The sequence below is a fragment of the Pseudomonas paraeruginosa PA7 genome, assembly GCF_000017205.1.
In the GTDB taxonomy this organism is placed as follows: domain Bacteria; phylum Pseudomonadota; class Gammaproteobacteria; order Pseudomonadales; family Pseudomonadaceae; genus Pseudomonas; species Pseudomonas paraeruginosa.
Map to the genome: position 1 here is coordinate 4,087,422 of NC_009656.1, position 16,269 is coordinate 4,103,690.

General features: G+C 66.5%; 13 protein-coding genes and 2 pseudogenes. 4 read left to right on the forward strand and 11 right to left on the reverse strand.

All coding sequences use genetic code 11. From position 1 onward, the window contains the following. Positions 1–53: 53 nt before the first annotated feature. The 5 genes from PSPA7_RS18765 to PSPA7_RS18785 form a co-directional block, all read right to left on the reverse strand. A complete protein-coding gene (locus tag PSPA7_RS18765; protein ID WP_012076461.1) occupies positions 54–848 on the reverse strand; it encodes a hypothetical protein in 795 nt (264 codons plus the stop codon). Between the two features lie 143 nt (positions 849–991). Further along, positions 992–1,786 (reverse strand): hypothetical protein, encoded by a 795-nt coding sequence (locus tag PSPA7_RS18770; protein WP_012076462.1) that lies wholly within the window; start codon positions 1,784–1,786, stop codon positions 992–994. Beyond that, positions 1,783–2,631, reverse strand: a complete 849-nt coding sequence (locus PSPA7_RS18775) for a DUF4123 domain-containing protein (protein WP_012076463.1) — start codon at positions 2,629–2,631, stop codon at positions 1,783–1,785. The genes PSPA7_RS18770 and PSPA7_RS18775 overlap by 4 nt, the downstream gene beginning before the upstream one ends. Next, positions 2,628–4,703, reverse strand: a complete 2,076-nt coding sequence (locus PSPA7_RS18780; RefSeq protein ID WP_012076464.1) for a type VI secretion system Vgr family protein — start codon at positions 4,701–4,703, stop codon at positions 2,628–2,630. The genes PSPA7_RS18775 and PSPA7_RS18780 overlap by 4 nt, the downstream gene beginning before the upstream one ends. A gap of 325 nt (positions 4,704–5,028) precedes the next feature. Then, complete coding sequence (locus PSPA7_RS18785) at positions 5,029–5,661, reverse strand: response regulator (protein ID WP_012076465.1); 633 nt, start codon at positions 5,659–5,661, stop codon at positions 5,029–5,031. A gap of 141 nt (positions 5,662–5,802) precedes the next feature. Here PSPA7_RS18785 and PSPA7_RS18790 point away from each other — a divergent pair, with 141 nt between their 5' ends. Beyond that, a complete protein-coding gene (locus PSPA7_RS18790) occupies positions 5,803–7,425 on the forward strand; it encodes a hybrid sensor histidine kinase/response regulator (protein WP_012076466.1) in 1,623 nt (540 codons plus the stop codon). Between the two features lie 77 nt (positions 7,426–7,502). Here the strand turns inward: PSPA7_RS18790 and PSPA7_RS18795 are convergent, their stop codons facing one another. After that, positions 7,503–7,919, reverse strand: coding sequence for a hypothetical protein (locus PSPA7_RS18795; protein ID WP_003157184.1), 417 nt, complete (start codon positions 7,917–7,919; stop codon positions 7,503–7,505). A gap of 372 nt (positions 7,920–8,291) precedes the next feature. Here PSPA7_RS18795 and PSPA7_RS31320 point away from each other — a divergent pair. Beyond that, positions 8,292–8,612 (forward strand): annotated as a pseudogene (locus PSPA7_RS31320) (alpha/beta fold hydrolase); the annotation flags it as partial. 12 nt (positions 8,613–8,624) lie between these two features. On the opposite strand, the gene PSPA7_RS18800 reads toward PSPA7_RS31320, so the two are convergent. Next, positions 8,625–9,377 carry a class I SAM-dependent methyltransferase gene (locus PSPA7_RS18800; RefSeq protein WP_003157186.1) on the reverse strand — a complete coding sequence of 251 codons (753 nt, stop codon included), beginning with the start codon at positions 9,375–9,377 and terminating at the stop codon, positions 8,625–8,627. After that, the gene (locus tag PSPA7_RS33055) at positions 9,374–9,868 is read right to left on the reverse strand and encodes an NUDIX domain-containing protein (protein ID WP_228380097.1); all 495 of its coding nucleotides are present in this window, start codon (positions 9,866–9,868) and stop codon (positions 9,374–9,376) included. The genes PSPA7_RS18800 and PSPA7_RS33055 overlap by 4 nt, the downstream gene beginning before the upstream one ends. Between PSPA7_RS33055 and PSPA7_RS30460 the strand changes: the two are divergent. Beyond that, positions 9,758–10,048, forward strand: a pseudogene (locus PSPA7_RS30460) (LysR substrate-binding domain-containing protein); the annotation flags it as partial. The gene PSPA7_RS33055 and the pseudogene PSPA7_RS30460 sit on opposite strands and share 111 nt — an antisense overlap. A gap of 137 nt (positions 10,049–10,185) precedes the next feature. Next, on the forward strand, positions 10,186–11,427 hold the full coding sequence (locus PSPA7_RS18815) for a dienelactone hydrolase family protein (protein ID WP_012076469.1): 1,242 nt from the start codon (positions 10,186–10,188) through the stop codon (positions 11,425–11,427). Between the two features lie 121 nt (positions 11,428–11,548). Here the strand turns inward: PSPA7_RS18815 and PSPA7_RS18820 are convergent, their stop codons facing one another. From PSPA7_RS18820 to PSPA7_RS18830, 3 genes are read right to left on the reverse strand one after another with little or no spacing between them, the layout of a single operon-like run. After that, positions 11,549–12,064, reverse strand: coding sequence for an AAA family ATPase (locus tag PSPA7_RS18820; protein WP_012076470.1), 516 nt, complete (start codon positions 12,062–12,064; stop codon positions 11,549–11,551). A gap of 29 nt (positions 12,065–12,093) precedes the next feature. Then, positions 12,094–12,285: a hypothetical protein gene (locus PSPA7_RS18825; RefSeq protein WP_012076471.1), complete on the reverse strand. Its 192-nt coding sequence runs from the start codon at positions 12,283–12,285 to the stop codon at positions 12,094–12,096. Continuing rightward, the gene (locus tag PSPA7_RS18830; RefSeq protein ID WP_012076472.1) at positions 12,282–16,241 is read right to left on the reverse strand and encodes an RHS repeat-associated core domain-containing protein; all 3,960 of its coding nucleotides are present in this window, start codon (positions 16,239–16,241) and stop codon (positions 12,282–12,284) included. Before PSPA7_RS18830 ends, PSPA7_RS18825 begins: the two co-directional genes overlap by 4 nt. Positions 16,242–16,269 lie beyond the last annotated feature (28 nt).

Consider the following 16,269-nt stretch of genomic DNA (forward strand, 5'->3'; position numbering starts at 1 on the left):
ATGGATACGCTCAGCGAAGAACGGCTTTGCCCACTCCTCCATCGGCCCAAGAATCATGGGGTCACCGGCTTGTTTTCCGTACAGCCGGGGTAGATGGTGCAGTAGTCACGACCATCCGGCATTCTGAAGGTGCTGAAATCCTTGTAGTTGCCGTTGCAATAGGCTCTTTGATCGTCAAAACTCTTGCCCATGCAGCGCTTCCAACCACCGGGCACTTTGACCCAAGTGTCGCCCCACCCCGGCCTCTCTTCGTCAGCCAGCTTGATCCTCAACTTCACCGTCTTGCCGGGCAGTTGATCCAGGGTGTAGGCCACGAAAGGTTTCGCTTTGCGCCGTACGCCCGTCTCATCCATCCTTTTGCAATCGAGGAGCTTTCTCAGAACACGGGTCTTCCCGGCTGTACGAAACAGCCACTGGCATTGCCCGGCAAACTCGCTTTCCCCGGCCGCATTGAAAGTGCCTTTTTTCACCTCGACCAGCTTGTCTCGTACGACGATCAGGGCCGAGTCACGCCCGAAGTCCCCCCTAGCCTTGCCGTACCAGCCATAGATATAGAAATCGATGCTCTGCAGTACCAAGGGGCAGCCACTGACCGTACGGCGTAACAATATCTTCGAATCCCGTTCATATTTTTCCCGACCCGAGTTATAGCCAATCTGGGTATCCTTCCCCCCCGGCACCGTGCAGTTTTCACCTTTGGCCGGCACATAAGTTGCCATGGCTTCATAAGTGAACTCAGGCGGCAGGTCCGCCGTAACGGTAAAACTGTTGGACTTGCCCAAGGCAGTGCAGCCCTGGGCCAGCGCAAGGCAACTGGCAAGGGTCATGTTTTTAAGGGTGCGGTTCATCTGTAGGCGTCTCCTTGCCAATAACTGCAGTCTTGGACGTTATTCGTCCACGGGTTGAAAGTTGCTGGAGCGCGAGCGCAGTGGGCAGGTATGGATACGCTCAGCGAAGAACGGCTTTGCCCATTCCTCCATCGGCCCAAGAATCATGGGGTCACCGGCTTGTTTTCCGTACAGCCGGGGTAGATGGTGCAGTAGTCACGACCATCCGGCATTCTGAAGGTGCTGAAGTCCTTGTAGTTTCCGTAGCAGAATGCATATTGATCTTCAAACCCTTTCCCCATACAGCGCTTCCACCCACCAGGAACCTTGACCCAGGTATCCTTCATATAGGGGCGCTCTTCGTCAGCCAACTTGATCCTCAACTTCACCGTCTTGCCGGGCAGTTGATCCAGGGTATAGGCCACGAAAGGTTTCGCTTTGCGCCGTACACCCGTCTCATCCATCCTTTTGCAATCGAGGAGCTTTCTCAGAACACGGGTCTTCCCGGCTGTACGAAACAGCCACTGGCATTGCCCGGCAAACTCGCTTTCCCCGGCCGCATTGAAAGTGCCCTTTTTCACCTCGACCAGCGTGTCTCGTACGACGATCAGGGCCGAGTCACGCCCGAAGTCCCCCCTAGCCTTGCCGTACCAGCCATAGATATAGAAATCGATGCTCTGCAGTACCAGAGGGCAGCCGCTGACCGTGCGACGTAACAAAATCTTCGAATCACGTTTGTACTTTTCCCGGCCCGAGTTGTAGCCAATTTTGGTATCCCGCCTACCCGGTACTGTGCAAGTCTCACCTTTGGCCGGGACATAGGCCGCCGTGGCTTCGTAAGTAAACTCAGGTGGCAGGTCCGCCGTAACGGTAAGACTGTTGGACTTGTCCAGGGCAATGCAGCCCTGTATCAACGTAAGGCAACTGGCAAGGGTCATGTTTTTAAGGGTGCGGTTCATACGGGGGCATCTCCTTGCCAGAACCGCACCTCCTGATACACACGCTCGAAATGCGTCGTGGGGGTTTCATCGGGCAGGGGTGACCAGGACCTGGGCAGGGCGTCATCCGATGCGAGCAAGCGTTGAAGCAGTAGAAAGCGGATCTGTTCAGGCGCCCGCCAGCCCCATGTGCGGGCCAGTTCCAACTGCGCCTGAAGCCAGGCGTCGGCATCCCGCTGCCCGGCCAATTCCGCAAACGGCTCCGTCCATTCGGCGATCAGGTAGCGCCAGGCGTTGTCGAACTGAATGCCTGCCGCCGTCTCCGAAGCCGTGGGGACAACGAGCCACGCCGGTTCGGCCGGCACGGGATGGTCGCCAGGGGCGGGGTTGTCGGCATGGAGCCATCGCCCGGCCAGCCAGTAGCACGCGCTGGAGATCGGCCCAAGGAACGCCGGGCGCTGCTCCGGCTGCAGGTGGGCCAGGGCGCGACCCAGCACGCGACTGTCGTGAAAGCGATAAAGCGCCTGGTTCGGCCGCTCGCCCGTTACCAGGCGAGCGCGCCAATGCCGGGCCAGCGACTCCAGATCACTGCTCGCGCTGCTGGCCAGCCAGCCCCAATGACGTTCGGGCGACTTGAGCAACGCCTGAATGACCGGATGGTCCAGCGCATCGAGCCGGAACAGGTAGGGACCTATCGCCGCCAGCGAACTGGCGGGCGTACCGCTATACAGATTGCCGTACTGGTGGGGTTCGCGCCCTTCGAGCAAGGCATCGCGCTCGTCGAGCTGGCCATCGGAGTCCAGTAGCAGATACAGGTATCGGCCCAGCTCACCTTGCTTCTGCAGCCATTGTTCGGCCGTGGTCATGCGGCACCTCCAACACTGCACAGTCCATCGCGACAGATTTCGCAGAGCGGGCAGAAGTCCGCGGCACGTTGCCTGGCGGCAGCCACGAGAGGCAGCGAATTGGCGACGACGGTCTGTGGTGCTTCGGCCAGAACCTGGAGCGCCTGCTGCGGAGCGATGCCGGCCATGGGGGCTCCGCCCTGCACGATCGGCACGCTGCTGAAAATCCCCGCGGAGTTGATGACGATATGCTGTCCACCGGCCTTGAGTGTCAGGTTCATGTCGGCATCGACCACCACATTGGTGGCGGTGACGCGAGCCTGTGATCCGGCCTGCACGACCCAGGTGCCGTCCACGGCGATGCTGCCGGCACCGGTGATGGAAAGCAGTTCGTTGCCGCCGATCCGGGTGTTGCGCTCACCCTGGGTGGTATGCAGCTCATCGCCCTTGATCAGGCTGGAACTGTTCATGTTCACCTGCTCAAAGCGGTCTTTTTCGACCAGGCTGCGGCTGTCCCGGCTTATCCGTTCGTGACGGTCATTGCCGATGCTGGTGTGACTGTCGTTGAGGATCAGTTGCTCGATATCACGCTGCGCGCGCAGGAAGATCTTTTCCTGGCCTGCCCGGTCTTCGATCGAAAGTTCGTTGTAGCCGCCGCTGTTCGGCGTACTTCGACTACGTAATACGGTTCTGCTTTTGTTCGCCGGCAGCGCGTAGGGAACAGGTGTGGTCTTGTTCGGCACGACACCGGTAATCAACGGGCAGTCCGGGTTGCCTTCGAGGAAGCTCACCACCACTTCCATGCCAATGCGCGGGATGGTCACCGCGCCGAAACGCTCACCTGCCCAACTGGAAGCAACCCGCAGCCAGCAACTGCTTTTGTCGCTTCCCAGTTCCCGTCTGTCCCAATGTAGTTCGACCTTCACCCGCCCGTATTCATCACAGAAGACTTCCTCGCCGGCCGGACCGGTGACCCGAGCGGTCTGGCATCCCGGCAGGGGCCTGCGCGTCAGCAGCGGCGGCCGGAAAAACACATCCCATGGAATGGCGGTGAAGGTATTGCGATAACCCTGGGTGAAGCGGTCTTCTGCCTGGCTATCGCCGGGCACGGACTCTTCGAGTGACTGGGGTTGCCGACCAGAGTGCGTGACGCTCAGCAACAACCACAGTTCGTTGCATGTCTTGCGCGGATGTTCGGTCAGCTTGAAGAAGTGACCGCTGCGCAACGTCGGCTGATCGCTCTGGCCTTCGGCCAGCTGGTAATCGACACGATGCCGTTCCAGAGCCTGTCTGGCCAACACCTGCCCACGCTCCAGCGTGGTGATCGGCGAAGGATAACGATAGTCCTCGAGGGCCGGCTCGAACTCCGCGGTGAACTGGCTTTCCAGCAACAGGCTTGGCCGCTTCAGGTCGTAGTCGCGGCGAGTCACCTTGCTGGTGCGGGAACTGAAACGCTGGGAAAACCGATTGACCACCGGATGATCGGCGACCGTCCCAGTATCCTGGCGGTATGGCGTACATCCCAGCAAGGGGAACCAGGCCTGGTCCTCGGTAAACACCAGCAGGTGAGTATCCGCTGAATGCTGGTGGTGCCAAGCGATGCCGTCCTCTGCACACAGCCGTTGGATGAAATCGAAATCACTTTCACCGTACTGAGTGCAGTATTCGCGTTCCGGGCTGGTGTGGACATTGAAGACGTAGACATCAGGCTGGATACCATGGCCTGCCAGCACCTGGGCGATGATCTGCGGTACTGTCAGGTGCTGGAAAATGCGCTGGTTGAAGCTGAACTGCAGGTAGTGCAATACCGGCACCAGGGTCAGGTGATAGCGCGCCAGGCGCCTACCGGCTTCGCCCACGTACACGTCTTCGATATGCCCATGGATCCCTTCGCCGCTCAGGCCGAACTGGAGAAACGCCGGTTGACCGAGCAAACCCTCCAGGTCGAAATCGGGGTTCTCGCTGAGCAGTTCGATGCGGATGGAATAAAGGGTGCTGATGGCTTCGGTGCCATCGAAAGCCAGCACCTTGAAGTCGTTGCGTACGGAGGGGATCGATAGCGCAAAGTGCGCACTATTGGCTGGCGCGAACATTCTTGCTTTTCCTTAAGCCGGACCGCCCAGGTGCAAGCAGCACTTGTAAAAATGCTGCCGCGCGGACATGGAGCGGGGACTCTAGCAAGTCTGCTTTCGAACGTATGCGCAGAAAATTCTGAAGTTGCTTGCCAGTCGGGAGCGACTCTGTTGGGCCCGCTTCCGTTTCACATGGCCAGCCAAGGGACTGCGCAGGCCGTCGCCACAATGCTCTTGCAGTTATCGGACGGCCTTGCCTTTCGGCACTGCTGGCTCCAGGCCGGCGAAACGGCGAGATGAGCGGCCACCGCCTGCCGCCGTCGCAGACCCGATTCCGGCGCCGCCACTACTTCCCTTCCCCATCGCCCAGCGCCGCCCGGTACTTCACCGCCGCGGCGGTGCGCGAGGGCACGTCGAGCGCCTTGAGCAGCGACGAGACATGGATCCGCACGGTGTAGTGGGAGATGTCCAGGACGCGGCCGATCTCCTTGTTGCTCTTGCCCTGGGCCAGCAGGCGGAGGACGTCGAGCTGGCGCTCGGTGAGCCCGTCCAGCAACGCCGACGACTCCAGCGGCAGCAGGCCGGACGGTTCGTAGCGCACCAGCACCTCGCCGGCGCGGATGGCGAGGATCGCCTCGCCGAGTTCCTCGGGGGCGATGCTCTTGCCGAGGAAGCCGTCGACGCCGGCGTCCATCACCTCGGCGATGAGTTGCGGGTCGTCGACCATGGAGACGACGATCAGGGCGGTGCGCGGAAACCGCCGGCGCAGGTCGGCGAGCAGGTCGATGCGGGTCAGGCCGGGAAAGCGCAGGTCGAGGATCAGCGAGTCCGGCTCCTCGCCCTGTTCGGCCAGGTGCACGACCCCGGCGAGATCGCCCGCCTCCTCGAGACTGGCGTCGGGCAGCAGGCGCTGGAGGGTGCGCAGCATGCCCTCGCGAAACAACGGGTGGTCGTCGGCTACGATGATGCGGCCTGTCATTCTGGTGCTCTCCGGAGTCGCACTTTCCGCCGCGCATGCTACCTTAGCCCGCTATCGCCGCGCCCGCCCTTTGTCCGCCCGCGTGACGAAGGGGGCGAAACCGGAAGGCGCCGCGACGGCCCCATGCACAAGGAGGTGCACATGAAGTTCGAGAAGAATACCGAGCTGGACCAGGCCAACCTGCGCCTGATCGTGGCCACCTGCGCGATCGCCTATGTCGTGCTGATCGGCCTGCTGCCCGGGCTGAAAGTCGAGACCTACCTGCCGATCGTCGTCTATTACGGCCTTTTCCTGGTCGCCTCGGTTGTCCTGCGCCAGGCCATCGTGCGCTGGCCGGGCCACTACCCGGCACGGCGGGTCTTCTCCATGCTGCATGACTACGCCGGCACCTCGTTCGGCCTGGTGGTGGGCGGCGAGGCGGCGCTGCCGCTGTACGCGGTGATGGTCTGGATCAACCTCGGCAACGGCATGCGCTACGGCTCGCGTTACCTGGCCATCGCCACCGCGCTGGCGCTGCTGGCGCTGCTGGTCATCTATCGGCTGACCCCGGCCTGGCAGGCGCAGCCGTTCATGCTGCTGATGCTGATGACCACCAGCACGGTGATCCCCTTCTATGCCCATCTCCTGCTGGAGCGCACGCGCAAGGCCACCGAGGAAGCGCTGCAGGCCAACCGGGAGAAGTCGCGACTGCTGGCCCAGGCCAGCCACGACCTGCGCCAGCCGATCCACTCCATCGGCCTGTTCACCGCCTGCCTGCGCGACGCCCGGCTGGGCGACGAGGAACGGCGGCTGGTGGACAACATCGATCGTTCGCTGCTCAACGTGTCGCAGCTGTTCCGCTCGATCCTCGACCTCTATACCCTGGACAACGGCCGGATCCAGCCCAAGCAGGAGAACGTGCACCTCGGCGAGCTGCTGCGCGACCTGGTCCGGCGCAACGCCGAGGCGGCGCGCTGGGCCGGCGTGGAGCTGCGCCTGCGGCCCTGTCGGCTCTGGACCCGGACCGATCCCGGGCTGCTCACCACCATGCTGCAGAACCTGCTCTCCAACAGCCTCAAGTACGCCGCCGAGCGGCCGCTGCTGATCGGCGTGCGGCGGCGCGGCGAGGGCCTCGCGGTGACGATCTACGATCAGGGCCGGGGAATCGCCGAGGAGCACCTGCCACGGGTCTTCGAGGAGTTCTACCGGGTCCGCGAGACGCGTGACCGCGACGTCGAGGGCATCGGCCTGGGCCTGGCCATCGTCCGCCGCCTCGGCCAGTTGACCGGCATCGAGGTGGCACTGCGCTCGCAGGTCGGTCGCGGCACCGCGGTGACCCTGCACGGCCTGCCGGCGATTGCCGCGCAGGCCCTGCCACGTCGCGACGATCCGCTGCAGGCCGGCCTGCTCGGCGGCCTGCGGGTGTGCCTGGTGGAGGACGACCACAACGTCCTGCGCGCCACCTCGGCGCTACTGGAACGCTGGGGTTGCACGGTACAGGCGGAAACCTCGGCGCAGGGTTGGCAAACCGATTGCGACATCCTCGTCGTCGACTACGACCTCGGGCCGCACGCCTCCGGTGTCGAGTGCATCGAGCGGGTCCGCCGGCAACGGGGAGAGGCGGTGCCGGCATTGGTCATCAGCGGCCACGACATCGAACGCATCCAGGCCGACGTGGAAGACGCCGGCATCGCCCTGCTCTCCAAGCCGGTGCGCCCCAGCGAACTGCGCATGACCCTGCGCGCGCTGCGCGAGCGGTCCGCCACCACGGACCAGGCGTCATGAGGAAGAACCGCCGCGCAACGGACGTGCGCGGCACTGCGGCCCCGGACCCCGGGTCTCCGCGCCAGCGATCCGCCGTCCTACGGCGGGCCGTACTTGATGCCACTGCAGCCGTGGGACAGCAGCAGCTCGCCGTCGTCGGCCTCGAACTGGGTGATCCGCTTGCTCTTGTCGACGGTGATGTTGATGATGCAGCGGTTGGGATGGTTGACGGTGTCCCAGTAGTTGGTGTTGACCATCACGTTGCCCTGCATTTCCGAGCTGCTGCCTACCACTTCGTAGCGGGAATAACTGGTGTCGGTGTACCACTGCATCACCACCTGCGAACCGTCGGCGGTGCGCTGCATGTTCTGCGGCGTACCGAAGAAGGCTATCGCTTCCTCGGCGGAGCGGCCCTTCCACTGGCTGCGGGCGTACACCTCGGGCAGCGTGTCCATCTGGATGCAGCCGCCCAGGGAGAGCGACGCCAGCAATGGCGCGATGAATATCCGGCGCATGGTTCCTTCCTTGTCTCGTGCGTCCAGCACAACCGGGTTTCCGCGAAGCGGGGGATCGAGGGCGGGACTATAGCGCCGCGTCGGCGCACCCCGAATAGCACATAGGTACTAGTCGAGCGCCCGGCCCCGATGCGGAAGAAGTCCGCCACGGCGAACACGCCCATCGCCCGGCAACCGTCGTAGGCCAGTACCTCCTTCATTGTTCCTCCTGGCCCGATCGGACTATGAAAAGGCCCTTTCGAGGATCGTTTACCGTGGTGCGCCAACCTGACATGGACGGGTTCTTGGTTGCCCAGTCGACACCTCGTGATATCCCGTGCAGACCGATCGGACTATCGCAGAGAAGCCAGGAGGCAGCCTTCCATGAAGCCCATGGACAGCCGCGAATACCGGATCGACACACCCCACGGGCAGCTCTTCGCCAAACGCTGGACGCCCGCCGCGGCCGGCGCCGCAGCGCCGAGCGTACTGCTGCACGAATCGCTGGGCTGCGTGGCGTTGTGGCGGAACGTCCCCGAGCGCCTGGCGGCCGCCAGCGGACATCCGGTAGTGGCCTATGACCGCCTCGGATTCGGCCGTTCGGCGGCCTACCCCGGCGCCCTGCCACTGAGTTTCATCGGAGACGAGGCGCATCTGGACTTTCCCGCCGTGCTCCGGCAACTGGGCATCGAGCGCTTCATCGCCTTCGGCCACAGCGTCGGCGGCTCAGCGGAGCATGCCGGCGCGCACCGTCAGCGGCCAGCGGACCCGCCGGCGGAGCCACGGGTCGCCCCAGGCCTCGCGCAGTTGCGCGGCGAACGCGACAACCGGGTCCTGGCCCAGGGCCTTGCCCGCTTCCTTCACCGCCGACCAGGTGCCGACGTAGCCGAGCAGGTCGTCCACGCTCCACTCCACCTCGATGGCCAGAGCCGGCAGGCGTCGCTCCTCGAAGGGGAACGGCAGGTTGCGATAGCCTTCCTCCACGTGGCGGCGCTCGGCCGGCCAGTAGGGACCGACGACCTGGTGGTAGAAGTGCTGGAGCAACGGCTCCATGGGCCCGTCGACATGCAGCACGCCATAGGTGACCAGAGCCAGGATCGCGTCCGCGCGGGCCACTCGCCGGGCCTCCTGGTAGAAACGCGGCAGGTCCAGCCAGTGGGCGGCCTGGGCGACGGTCACCAGGTCCACGCTGGCCGCCGCCAGGCCGCTGTCCTCGGCCAACGCGACGCGGTAGTCGACCCGCGGGTGGGCCTGCGCCTTGTCGATCTGCGCAGCGCTGGCGTCGGTGGCGACCACCCGCTCGAAGCGCTCGGCCAGCAGCACCGAGAGTTGACCGGTGCCGCAGCCGCAATCCAGGGCCAGGCCGCGGCCAGGGCTGAGCGCGGCCAGTTCCTCCACCAGACGCGGCGGGTAGCTCGGCCGGTGTGCCGCGTAGTTCGCCGAGCCGGTGGAGAAATGATCCTTGAAGTGGGTGGTCATGGCTGTCTCCGGAAGTGGCGGTGCCACCATAGGCTAGGCGAATGCCGATGGCGGCGAAATAGGGCTTTGGAAGGGCCGCGGCGGTACCCGTCGCCTAGTCGAACAGCGTCTCTTGCGCGCCCGCCTCGCCCCGCGCCAGCAAGCTCCTGATCTGGCTCTCCAGCACCCGGTGCCGCGACCTCGTGATAGCCCGCCGCCAGCGTCTCGTCGGTGCGCTGGCGCAGTTCGCCGCCGACGATCACGCAGAGGAAGAACGCCTTCAGCGCATGCGGCAACTGCGGCGGATGCGGGTGCCGCTGCTTGTCCCAGAGCGCCAGCAACTGCCTCGCGCGCACCCGCAGCCCGGTTTCCTCGTACACTTCGCGGACCACCGCCGTTCCCGGCGACTCATTTGCGCCGCGCCCGCCTACCTCGAATGCCGTGGCGCACCGGGTGCCCCGGCCGACCTCGTGGCGCACGACTGCCTGGGCTTCAGCGGCCTGCACAGCCACCCCGAATGGAAGCTGACCGGCCAGGGCGAGCAGCCGGTGCGGGTGCGCGGCGCGCTGGTCAGCAACGACAACGAGGCCCTGCTCTGCACCGCGCGCCTGGGCCTGGGGATCTTCGCCGCCGGCGGATGGCTGATGAGCCGCGACCTCGACGCCGGCCCGCCGTGGCAGCGCCGCCAGGACTGAGCGCGCCGGACTATCCGGATACCTCCCGGCCAACATGCGGATAGCCAATGCCCCGCCCGTCGGTTCCTACTAGGCTGGCTCGCTTCGCTTTCGCGTTTTCCCACACCAACAACAACTCGATGAGGAATCCAGGCATGGGACAGTACGTCAGCATCGCCGCGTCCGACGGCAGCGGCCGGTTCGACGCGTATCTCGCGCTCCCCGCCAGCGGCAAGGGCCCGGGCGTGGTGATCGGTCAGGAAATCTTCGGGGTCAACGCGAACATGCGCGCGGTGGCCGACCTGTACGCCGAGGAAGGCTACGTCGCGCTGGTCCCGGACCTGTTCTGGCGTCTGCAGCCGGGCGTCGACCTGGGCTACGACGAAGCGGCCTTCGCCAGCGCCATCGACCTGTTCCAGCGCATCGACCTGGACGCTGCGGTGGACGACATCGCCGCCTGCATCGGGCACCTGCGCCAGCGCGAGGAAGTGGCCCACGCCGGGATCGGCTTCGTCGGTTTCTGCATGGGCGGCAAGCTCGCCTACCTCGCCGCGACGCGCACCGACGTTTCCTGCTCGGTGGGCTACTACGGCATGGGTATCGAGGCGCTGCTCGACGAGGCGAAACAGATAAGGGGCCGGCTGGTGCTGCATTTCGCCGAACAGGACGCCTACTGCCCGGCGCAGGCGCGCGACACCATCCTGCCCTGCCTGCGGTCCCTGCCCAAGACCGAGCTGTACCTCTACCCCGGCGTCGACCACGCCTTCGCCCGGGTCGGCGGCACGCACTTCGACAAGCCGGCCTACCTGATGGCCCATGAGCGCAGCATCGCCGCCCTGAAGCGGGAGATCGGGCCGAACTTCGACCTGTCGGCGCTGTGGGACGAGCACGTGCGCCACGAGTTCGACACCCGCGACGTTGCCGCGACCATGGCGACCATGGTCGCCGAGCCCTACGTCAACCACGTCCCGACCCTCACCGGCGGCGTCGGCCAACGCGAGCTGAGCCGCTTCTACCGCCACCATTTCATCCACGGCAACCCGCCGGACATGACGCTCACGCCGATCTCGCGGACGGTCGGCGCACTGCAGGTGGTCGACGAGTTCATCATGCGCTTCACCCATAGCTGCGAGATCGACTGGTTGCTGCCCGGCGTGCCGCCCACCGGGCGCTTCGTGGAAATCCCGATGCTCGGCGTGGTGCGCTTTCGCGGCGACCGGCTGTACCACGAGCACATCTACTGGGACCAGGCCGGCGTACTGGTGCAGATCGGCCTGCTCGACCCGCGGGGCCTGCCGGTGGCGGGCGTGGAGAGCGCGCGCAAGCTGCTCGACGAAAGCCTGCCATCGAACGGCCTGATGCCGCGCTGGGCGAGCAGCGAGGGGCTCGGCCTCTAGGGACGGCGAGACGCGGCTAGCCGCCGACAAGAGCGGCGGCGATCACATCGTCGTAGGTAGGCAGGTCGAGCATGGTCGGCTCCTCGGACCTTGGCAAAGAAAAAACGGGCAAGCCGCCAGGCTACCAGCCGAACGCCGCCAGCAGCGCCTGCGCGACGTCATCGGCGGCGATCCGATCGGTCTCGACCACCAGATCGTCCAATGCCGCCTCGCGCAGTATCGCGTCCAGTTCGGCGCTGCGCCGCAGGTGCCAGGCGAGCCCCTGCGGATCGCTGGCGTGGCGTATCCGCAGGCGCGCGGCGAGGGTTTCCGGCGACGCCTGCAGGCGACAGAGCGACAGCCTGCCCCCGCCGAGCGCGTCGCGGTAGCGCGCGAGGTCGGCGCGACGCTCGAGCACCCCCGCCAGGATCAGGCGTTGCGCTCCGGCCGCGCGATAGTTGGCGGCCAGCACGGCAAGGTTGCGCAGCTCCAGCGCGAGGTTGAAGGGATCGTCCGCCGGCGCCGGCCAGCAGTGCCGGATCGCGTCCAGGTCGAGCAGCGCATGCGCCACGCCGCGCCCGGCCAGGCGCCCGGCCAGGGCCTCGGCGACGGTGGACTTGCCGACGCCGACGGTGCCGTTGAGGAAAAGGCTCTGCATGGGGCGCAGCTCCACGATTCGGGTCTGCCTCACTCGTCCAGGTAGCCATCCCTGATCCCCTTCGAACGGCGATACAGGTACAGGCCGACGCGCAGCACGACGAGCACGCCGAAGAACACCCCGACGGTCACCCAGGTGTTGCCGAAGAACCATTCCAGGCAGACGTAGAGCAACGCCAGCGGAATGCACACGAGGGTCATCAGCAGGTAATGCTTGATCATTGCGGTGGGCACTCCTCTTCTTCGTCCTTCAGCGGGCACTTGACGATCTGCTTGCCCGTCTGCCAGGCGGCCTGGGTGGCCACCGCCTTCTTGATGGTATCGGCATGCGCGGCCTTGCGCGCGGCCAGCTTGGCCGCGCGGTTGGCGGTGTTCGCCGCCTGCCCCGAGAGGGTCCTGATCGCCCTCGCCGACTGGACCACCGTCTTGCCGGTGCTGAGCATGCCCGGCGCCACGGTGCCGATCGCCGCCGAGGCGCCGACATGCTTCCAGTTGATGTCGATGCACTTCCACTTGATGTCGGTGAGATCGCGATCGTTGTCCCAGTTGTCCTTCATCTGTCCCAGCACTTGCTTGCCGGTCTGCATGCCCAGCTCGATACCGGCGCCCAGCGCCGCGCCGATCGCGGCCCGCGCGGCGAAGGCGCCGATCACCACCAGCGGGATGATCAGGCCGGTGGGGTCGTAGGCCACCGACGGCGCGTTCAGCGCATAGGTATAGGGATTGGGCCCGCCGCCCAGGCCGAGCGGATCCTGGCTGGCGTAGCGGCCGGCCTCGGGCAGGTAATAGCGATAGCGGTTGTAGTAGAGGCCGCTTTCCTCGTCGTGGTACTGGCCCTGGAAGCGGATCGGCTGCGCGCCGGGCTCGCGGTCCGGCTCGACCGCCCGCCAGTCGTGCGCGACGCCCTGCCAGCGCAGTTGCCCGCGTTCGTCGCTGAGTTGCAGGGGGGTCCCGAGATGATCGGTATGGAAGAATGCGAACCGCGCCTCGCCCAGTTCCGGCACGCATTGCGCCGGCAGCGGCTGGCCTTCGGCAGCGAACGTCCGGCGCAGCTCGAGCAGTTCCGGGGTATCGGGTTCGCGGGCCTGCTCCAGGCGCAGCAGCGGGACGAAACCGCCCGGTTCGTGAACCGTCGTGCGCAGCTGCCGCTCGAAGGCCTCGGCGCACTGGCGGTCGCCGTCCCAGCCGAAACGCACCTGTTGCTCGACGCCGTCGCGCAGCACGCTCTTGGCGATCCGCCGCGACAGTGCGTCGTAGCGATAGCGCGCCTCCACCCGCGTGCCGTCGGCAGCCTCGCGCGTCAGCCGGACCAGGCGCTGCGCGCCGTCGTAGGCCAGGCGCAGGCGCTCGCCGTCGGCACCGACGCGCTCCACCAGGTTGCCCTGGGCATCGAAGTGGTAGCGATTGCCGGCGATCCGCTGCACCCGGTTGCCGAGCCAGCGCTGCGGGGCCTCGCCGGTCTCGCTCTCGCCGCTTGCGGAGCGAGTGAACCCGGAACGGTACAGTTCGTTGTGCTCGAAGGCCTGGCGACCCGCTTCGCGCCGGTTCGCCACCTCGTCGTCCAGGCGGTTGCCGGCGGCGTCGTAGTGGTAGCGGCGGTCCGGCAGGCCGGCTCGCCGGCTGCCGAGCAGGCGGCCGGCAAGGTCGTATTCGTAGCGCACGGCCGGCTGCTGGTTGTCGTCGATGCCCACCAGTTGCCCGAGTCCGTCGTAGCGATAGCCACGTTGCCAATCGGCGCCCCCGGCCAGGCGCAGGCGACTCTCCTGCAGGCGCCCCAGCGCACCGTAGCGGCGCTCCTGGACGAACAGCGCATCGCTCTTCCCACCATGGCGCGCGTCGCGACGCACCTCGCGCTGCAGGGCGTCACGCTCGAAGGCCAGCTCGATGGCGCCGACCAGCGCGCCGTGCAGGTGACCGGCGCCGTAGGTCAGCCAGGTCACCGGCGGCGCGTCGCCGTAGCGGCTGGTCTGACGCATGCCCAGCTCGTCGTGGCTGTGCTCGACGCTGTAGACCCAGCCATCGGCATGTAGCTGGCTTTCCAGGCGCAGGTTGCCCACCTCGTCGTACTCGTAGCGGACTTCGCAATCCGGCCCGACGGCACTGGCCAGGCGGCCGTCGGCCAGCCAGCGGTAACGTTCGACCAGCGCCGGCGCAGCATCGCTGGCCGGGATCCGGACGCTCGCCAGGCGACCGTCGCGGTCGTAGGCATAGGCGGTCTCCCGACCGTCGGCGTCCTCGCGGGCAACCAGCTCGTCGGCGGCATTGTAGCGGTAGCGCTGGCGACGCCCGTCGAAGCCGGTCTCCTCGACCAGGCGGTCGAGCGGGTCGTAGCGGAAATGCGCCTGGGCGCCGTTCTCGTTGGTCAGGGTGAGCAGCCTGCCAGCCTCGTCGTGCTGGTAGGACAACTCGCGACCGCTGGCATCGGAGACCAGCGCCAGCAGATCGCCATGCCCCCAGGAAAACAGCGTGGCCCGGCCCTCGGCATCGCTGATCCGGGTCTGCCTTCCGAGAGCGTCGTAGGCGTAGCCGAGGGCGCTGCCATCGGCCAGGGCCAGGCCGATCAACTGGCCCAGCGGATCGTAGCGGCGCCGGGTGACCTGGCCCAGCGGATCGGTCTCGCAGGTCAGGCGTCCTTCACTGTCGTATTCGTAGCGCCAGGTCTGGCCGGAACAGTCGGTCAGCGCCGCCAGCAGGCCGAGCCGGTTCCACTCCAGGCGTCGTTCACCGCCACGCGGATCGACGATCCGCGTCGGCCGGTCGGGCAGGCGCGCGTCCTCGTAGCGATAGCGGGTGCTGCCGGCCGGGCCGTGCACGGTGACCGGGTTGCCCCGCTCGTCGCGCTCGAAGCGCCAGCGGCGCTGCATCGCGTCCTCCAGTTCGACCAGCAGCCCGGTCTCCTCGTCGAGCGTCTTGCGGTAACGCGCCTTGCCCGGCGTCTCCTCTTCCAACGTCCGCCCCTGGCCATCGCGCCGGCGCCGGGTCTCCCGGCCCAGCGGGTCGCGCAGGGCGACCAGGCGGCCGAACAGGTCGTAGTCGAACTCGGTGCGGCTGCCGTCAGCCCTGACCAGCGCCGTCCAGCGCCGCTGCCCGCCTTCGCCGGCGAACTCGTAGCGTTCGACGCGGCCGAGGCTGTCGCTGACCTCGGTGGCATCGCGCAGGTAGCGGAAGCTGCGGGTCAGGCCGCCCGCCTCGATCTGTTTCAGCACCCGCCCGTGCGGGGCATGGACATCCCACTCGTAGCGAACCTCCAGCCCGCCCGGCTCACCATGGGCGACCAGCATGTGCGCGTGCCAGGCGAACACCCGCACCACCTGGCCAAGGCGATCGCGCACGGCGATCAGGTCGCCGCTGTCGTTGAACTGGTAGCGCACCAGCCAGTCGAGCCCGGGATCCTGCGGGTCGATATGGTCCGGCGCCGGGCCGTCGTGGCTGGCCAGGATCACGCCGAACAGGCGCAGGCCGTCGTCGCCCTCGCTCGGCGCGCAGGCCTGCTGGTAGACCAGCGCATAGCTGCGTCCGGCGCTGTCGCGCACGCCGGTGAGCAGACCGCGTCCGCTCCAGCGGTACTCGGTACGGTAGCCGGCGCGGCCGAAGCTGGCCTGCAGGCGCCAGATACCGTCGGGATGGCGAAGGAAGTGCAGGTAGCTGTGGCCCGAGAGCACCAGCACCGAGGCTTCCTGCGCCCGGAGTTCGGCCGGCACCGCCGCCCAGCGTCCGCGCCAGGCCTCCACCTCGCCGTCCTCGCGGTTCGAGCCGCCGCGGCGCAGCCAGAGCTCCTCGCTGCCGGAATAGAACTGCGCGCCCGGCGCCAGGGCGGGAAAAGCGATCCGCCGCCCCTGGGCATCGACCAGCACGCAAGCCTCGTCACCCAGTTCCAGATGCATGCTTTCGCCCGGCAGCCACCAGCCCTGGCCGAGCCGCCCGACCCGCGGATTGCTCGACAGGTAGCCGCGGGCGAAGGTGAAGGTGTCCGGCGCCGCCAGGGCGAAATCGACCTCCTCCGGCAACAACTTGCACCCGAGCATCGGGTTGACCGGTTTGCCCACCAGCGGCACGCAGGCCGACACCCGGTCGGCCAGGCCGACCGCGCTGCTGCCGACGTGCACGGTGGGAGAGCCGGTGGAGATCACGCCTCCCGAGACTTTTTCACCGACATGGGAAACGGGTAGCCCGCTCATCTATCCATCCTTCCTTGGCAAAACCTGC

Excerpts from the sequence above, each read along its gene's own strand:
- PSPA7_RS18800 (WP_003157186.1), bottom strand. The coding sequence starts at position 9,377 with ATGACCACCCACTTCAAGGATCATTTCTCCACCGGCTCGGCGAACTAC.
- PSPA7_RS18815 (WP_012076469.1), top strand. The coding sequence starts at position 10,186 with ATGGGACAGTACGTCAGCATCGCCGCGTCCGACGGCAGCGGCCGGTTC.
- PSPA7_RS18830 (WP_012076472.1), bottom strand. The coding sequence starts at position 16,241 with ATGAGCGGGCTACCCGTTTCCCATGTCGGTGAAAAAGTCTCGGGAGGC.
- PSPA7_RS18770 (WP_012076462.1), bottom strand. The coding sequence starts at position 1,786 with ATGAACCGCACCCTTAAAAACATGACCCTTGCCAGTTGCCTTACGTTG.
- PSPA7_RS18775 (WP_012076463.1), bottom strand. The coding sequence starts at position 2,631 with ATGACCACGGCCGAACAATGGCTGCAGAAGCAAGGTGAGCTGGGCCGA.
- PSPA7_RS18785 (WP_012076465.1), bottom strand. The coding sequence starts at position 5,661 with ATGACAGGCCGCATCATCGTAGCCGACGACCACCCGTTGTTTCGCGAG.
- PSPA7_RS18780 (WP_012076464.1), bottom strand. The coding sequence starts at position 4,703 with ATGTTCGCGCCAGCCAATAGTGCGCACTTTGCGCTATCGATCCCCTCC.
- PSPA7_RS18795 (WP_003157184.1), bottom strand. The coding sequence starts at position 7,919 with ATGCGCCGGATATTCATCGCGCCATTGCTGGCGTCGCTCTCCCTGGGC.
- PSPA7_RS18820 (WP_012076470.1), bottom strand. The coding sequence starts at position 12,064 with ATGCAGAGCCTTTTCCTCAACGGCACCGTCGGCGTCGGCAAGTCCACC.
- PSPA7_RS18765 (WP_012076461.1), bottom strand. The coding sequence starts at position 848 with ATGAACCGCACCCTTAAAAACATGACCCTTGCCAGTTGCCTTGCGCTG.
- PSPA7_RS18825 (WP_012076471.1), bottom strand. The coding sequence starts at position 12,285 with ATGATCAAGCATTACCTGCTGATGACCCTCGTGTGCATTCCGCTGGCG.
- PSPA7_RS18790 (WP_012076466.1), top strand. The coding sequence starts at position 5,803 with ATGAAGTTCGAGAAGAATACCGAGCTGGACCAGGCCAACCTGCGCCTG.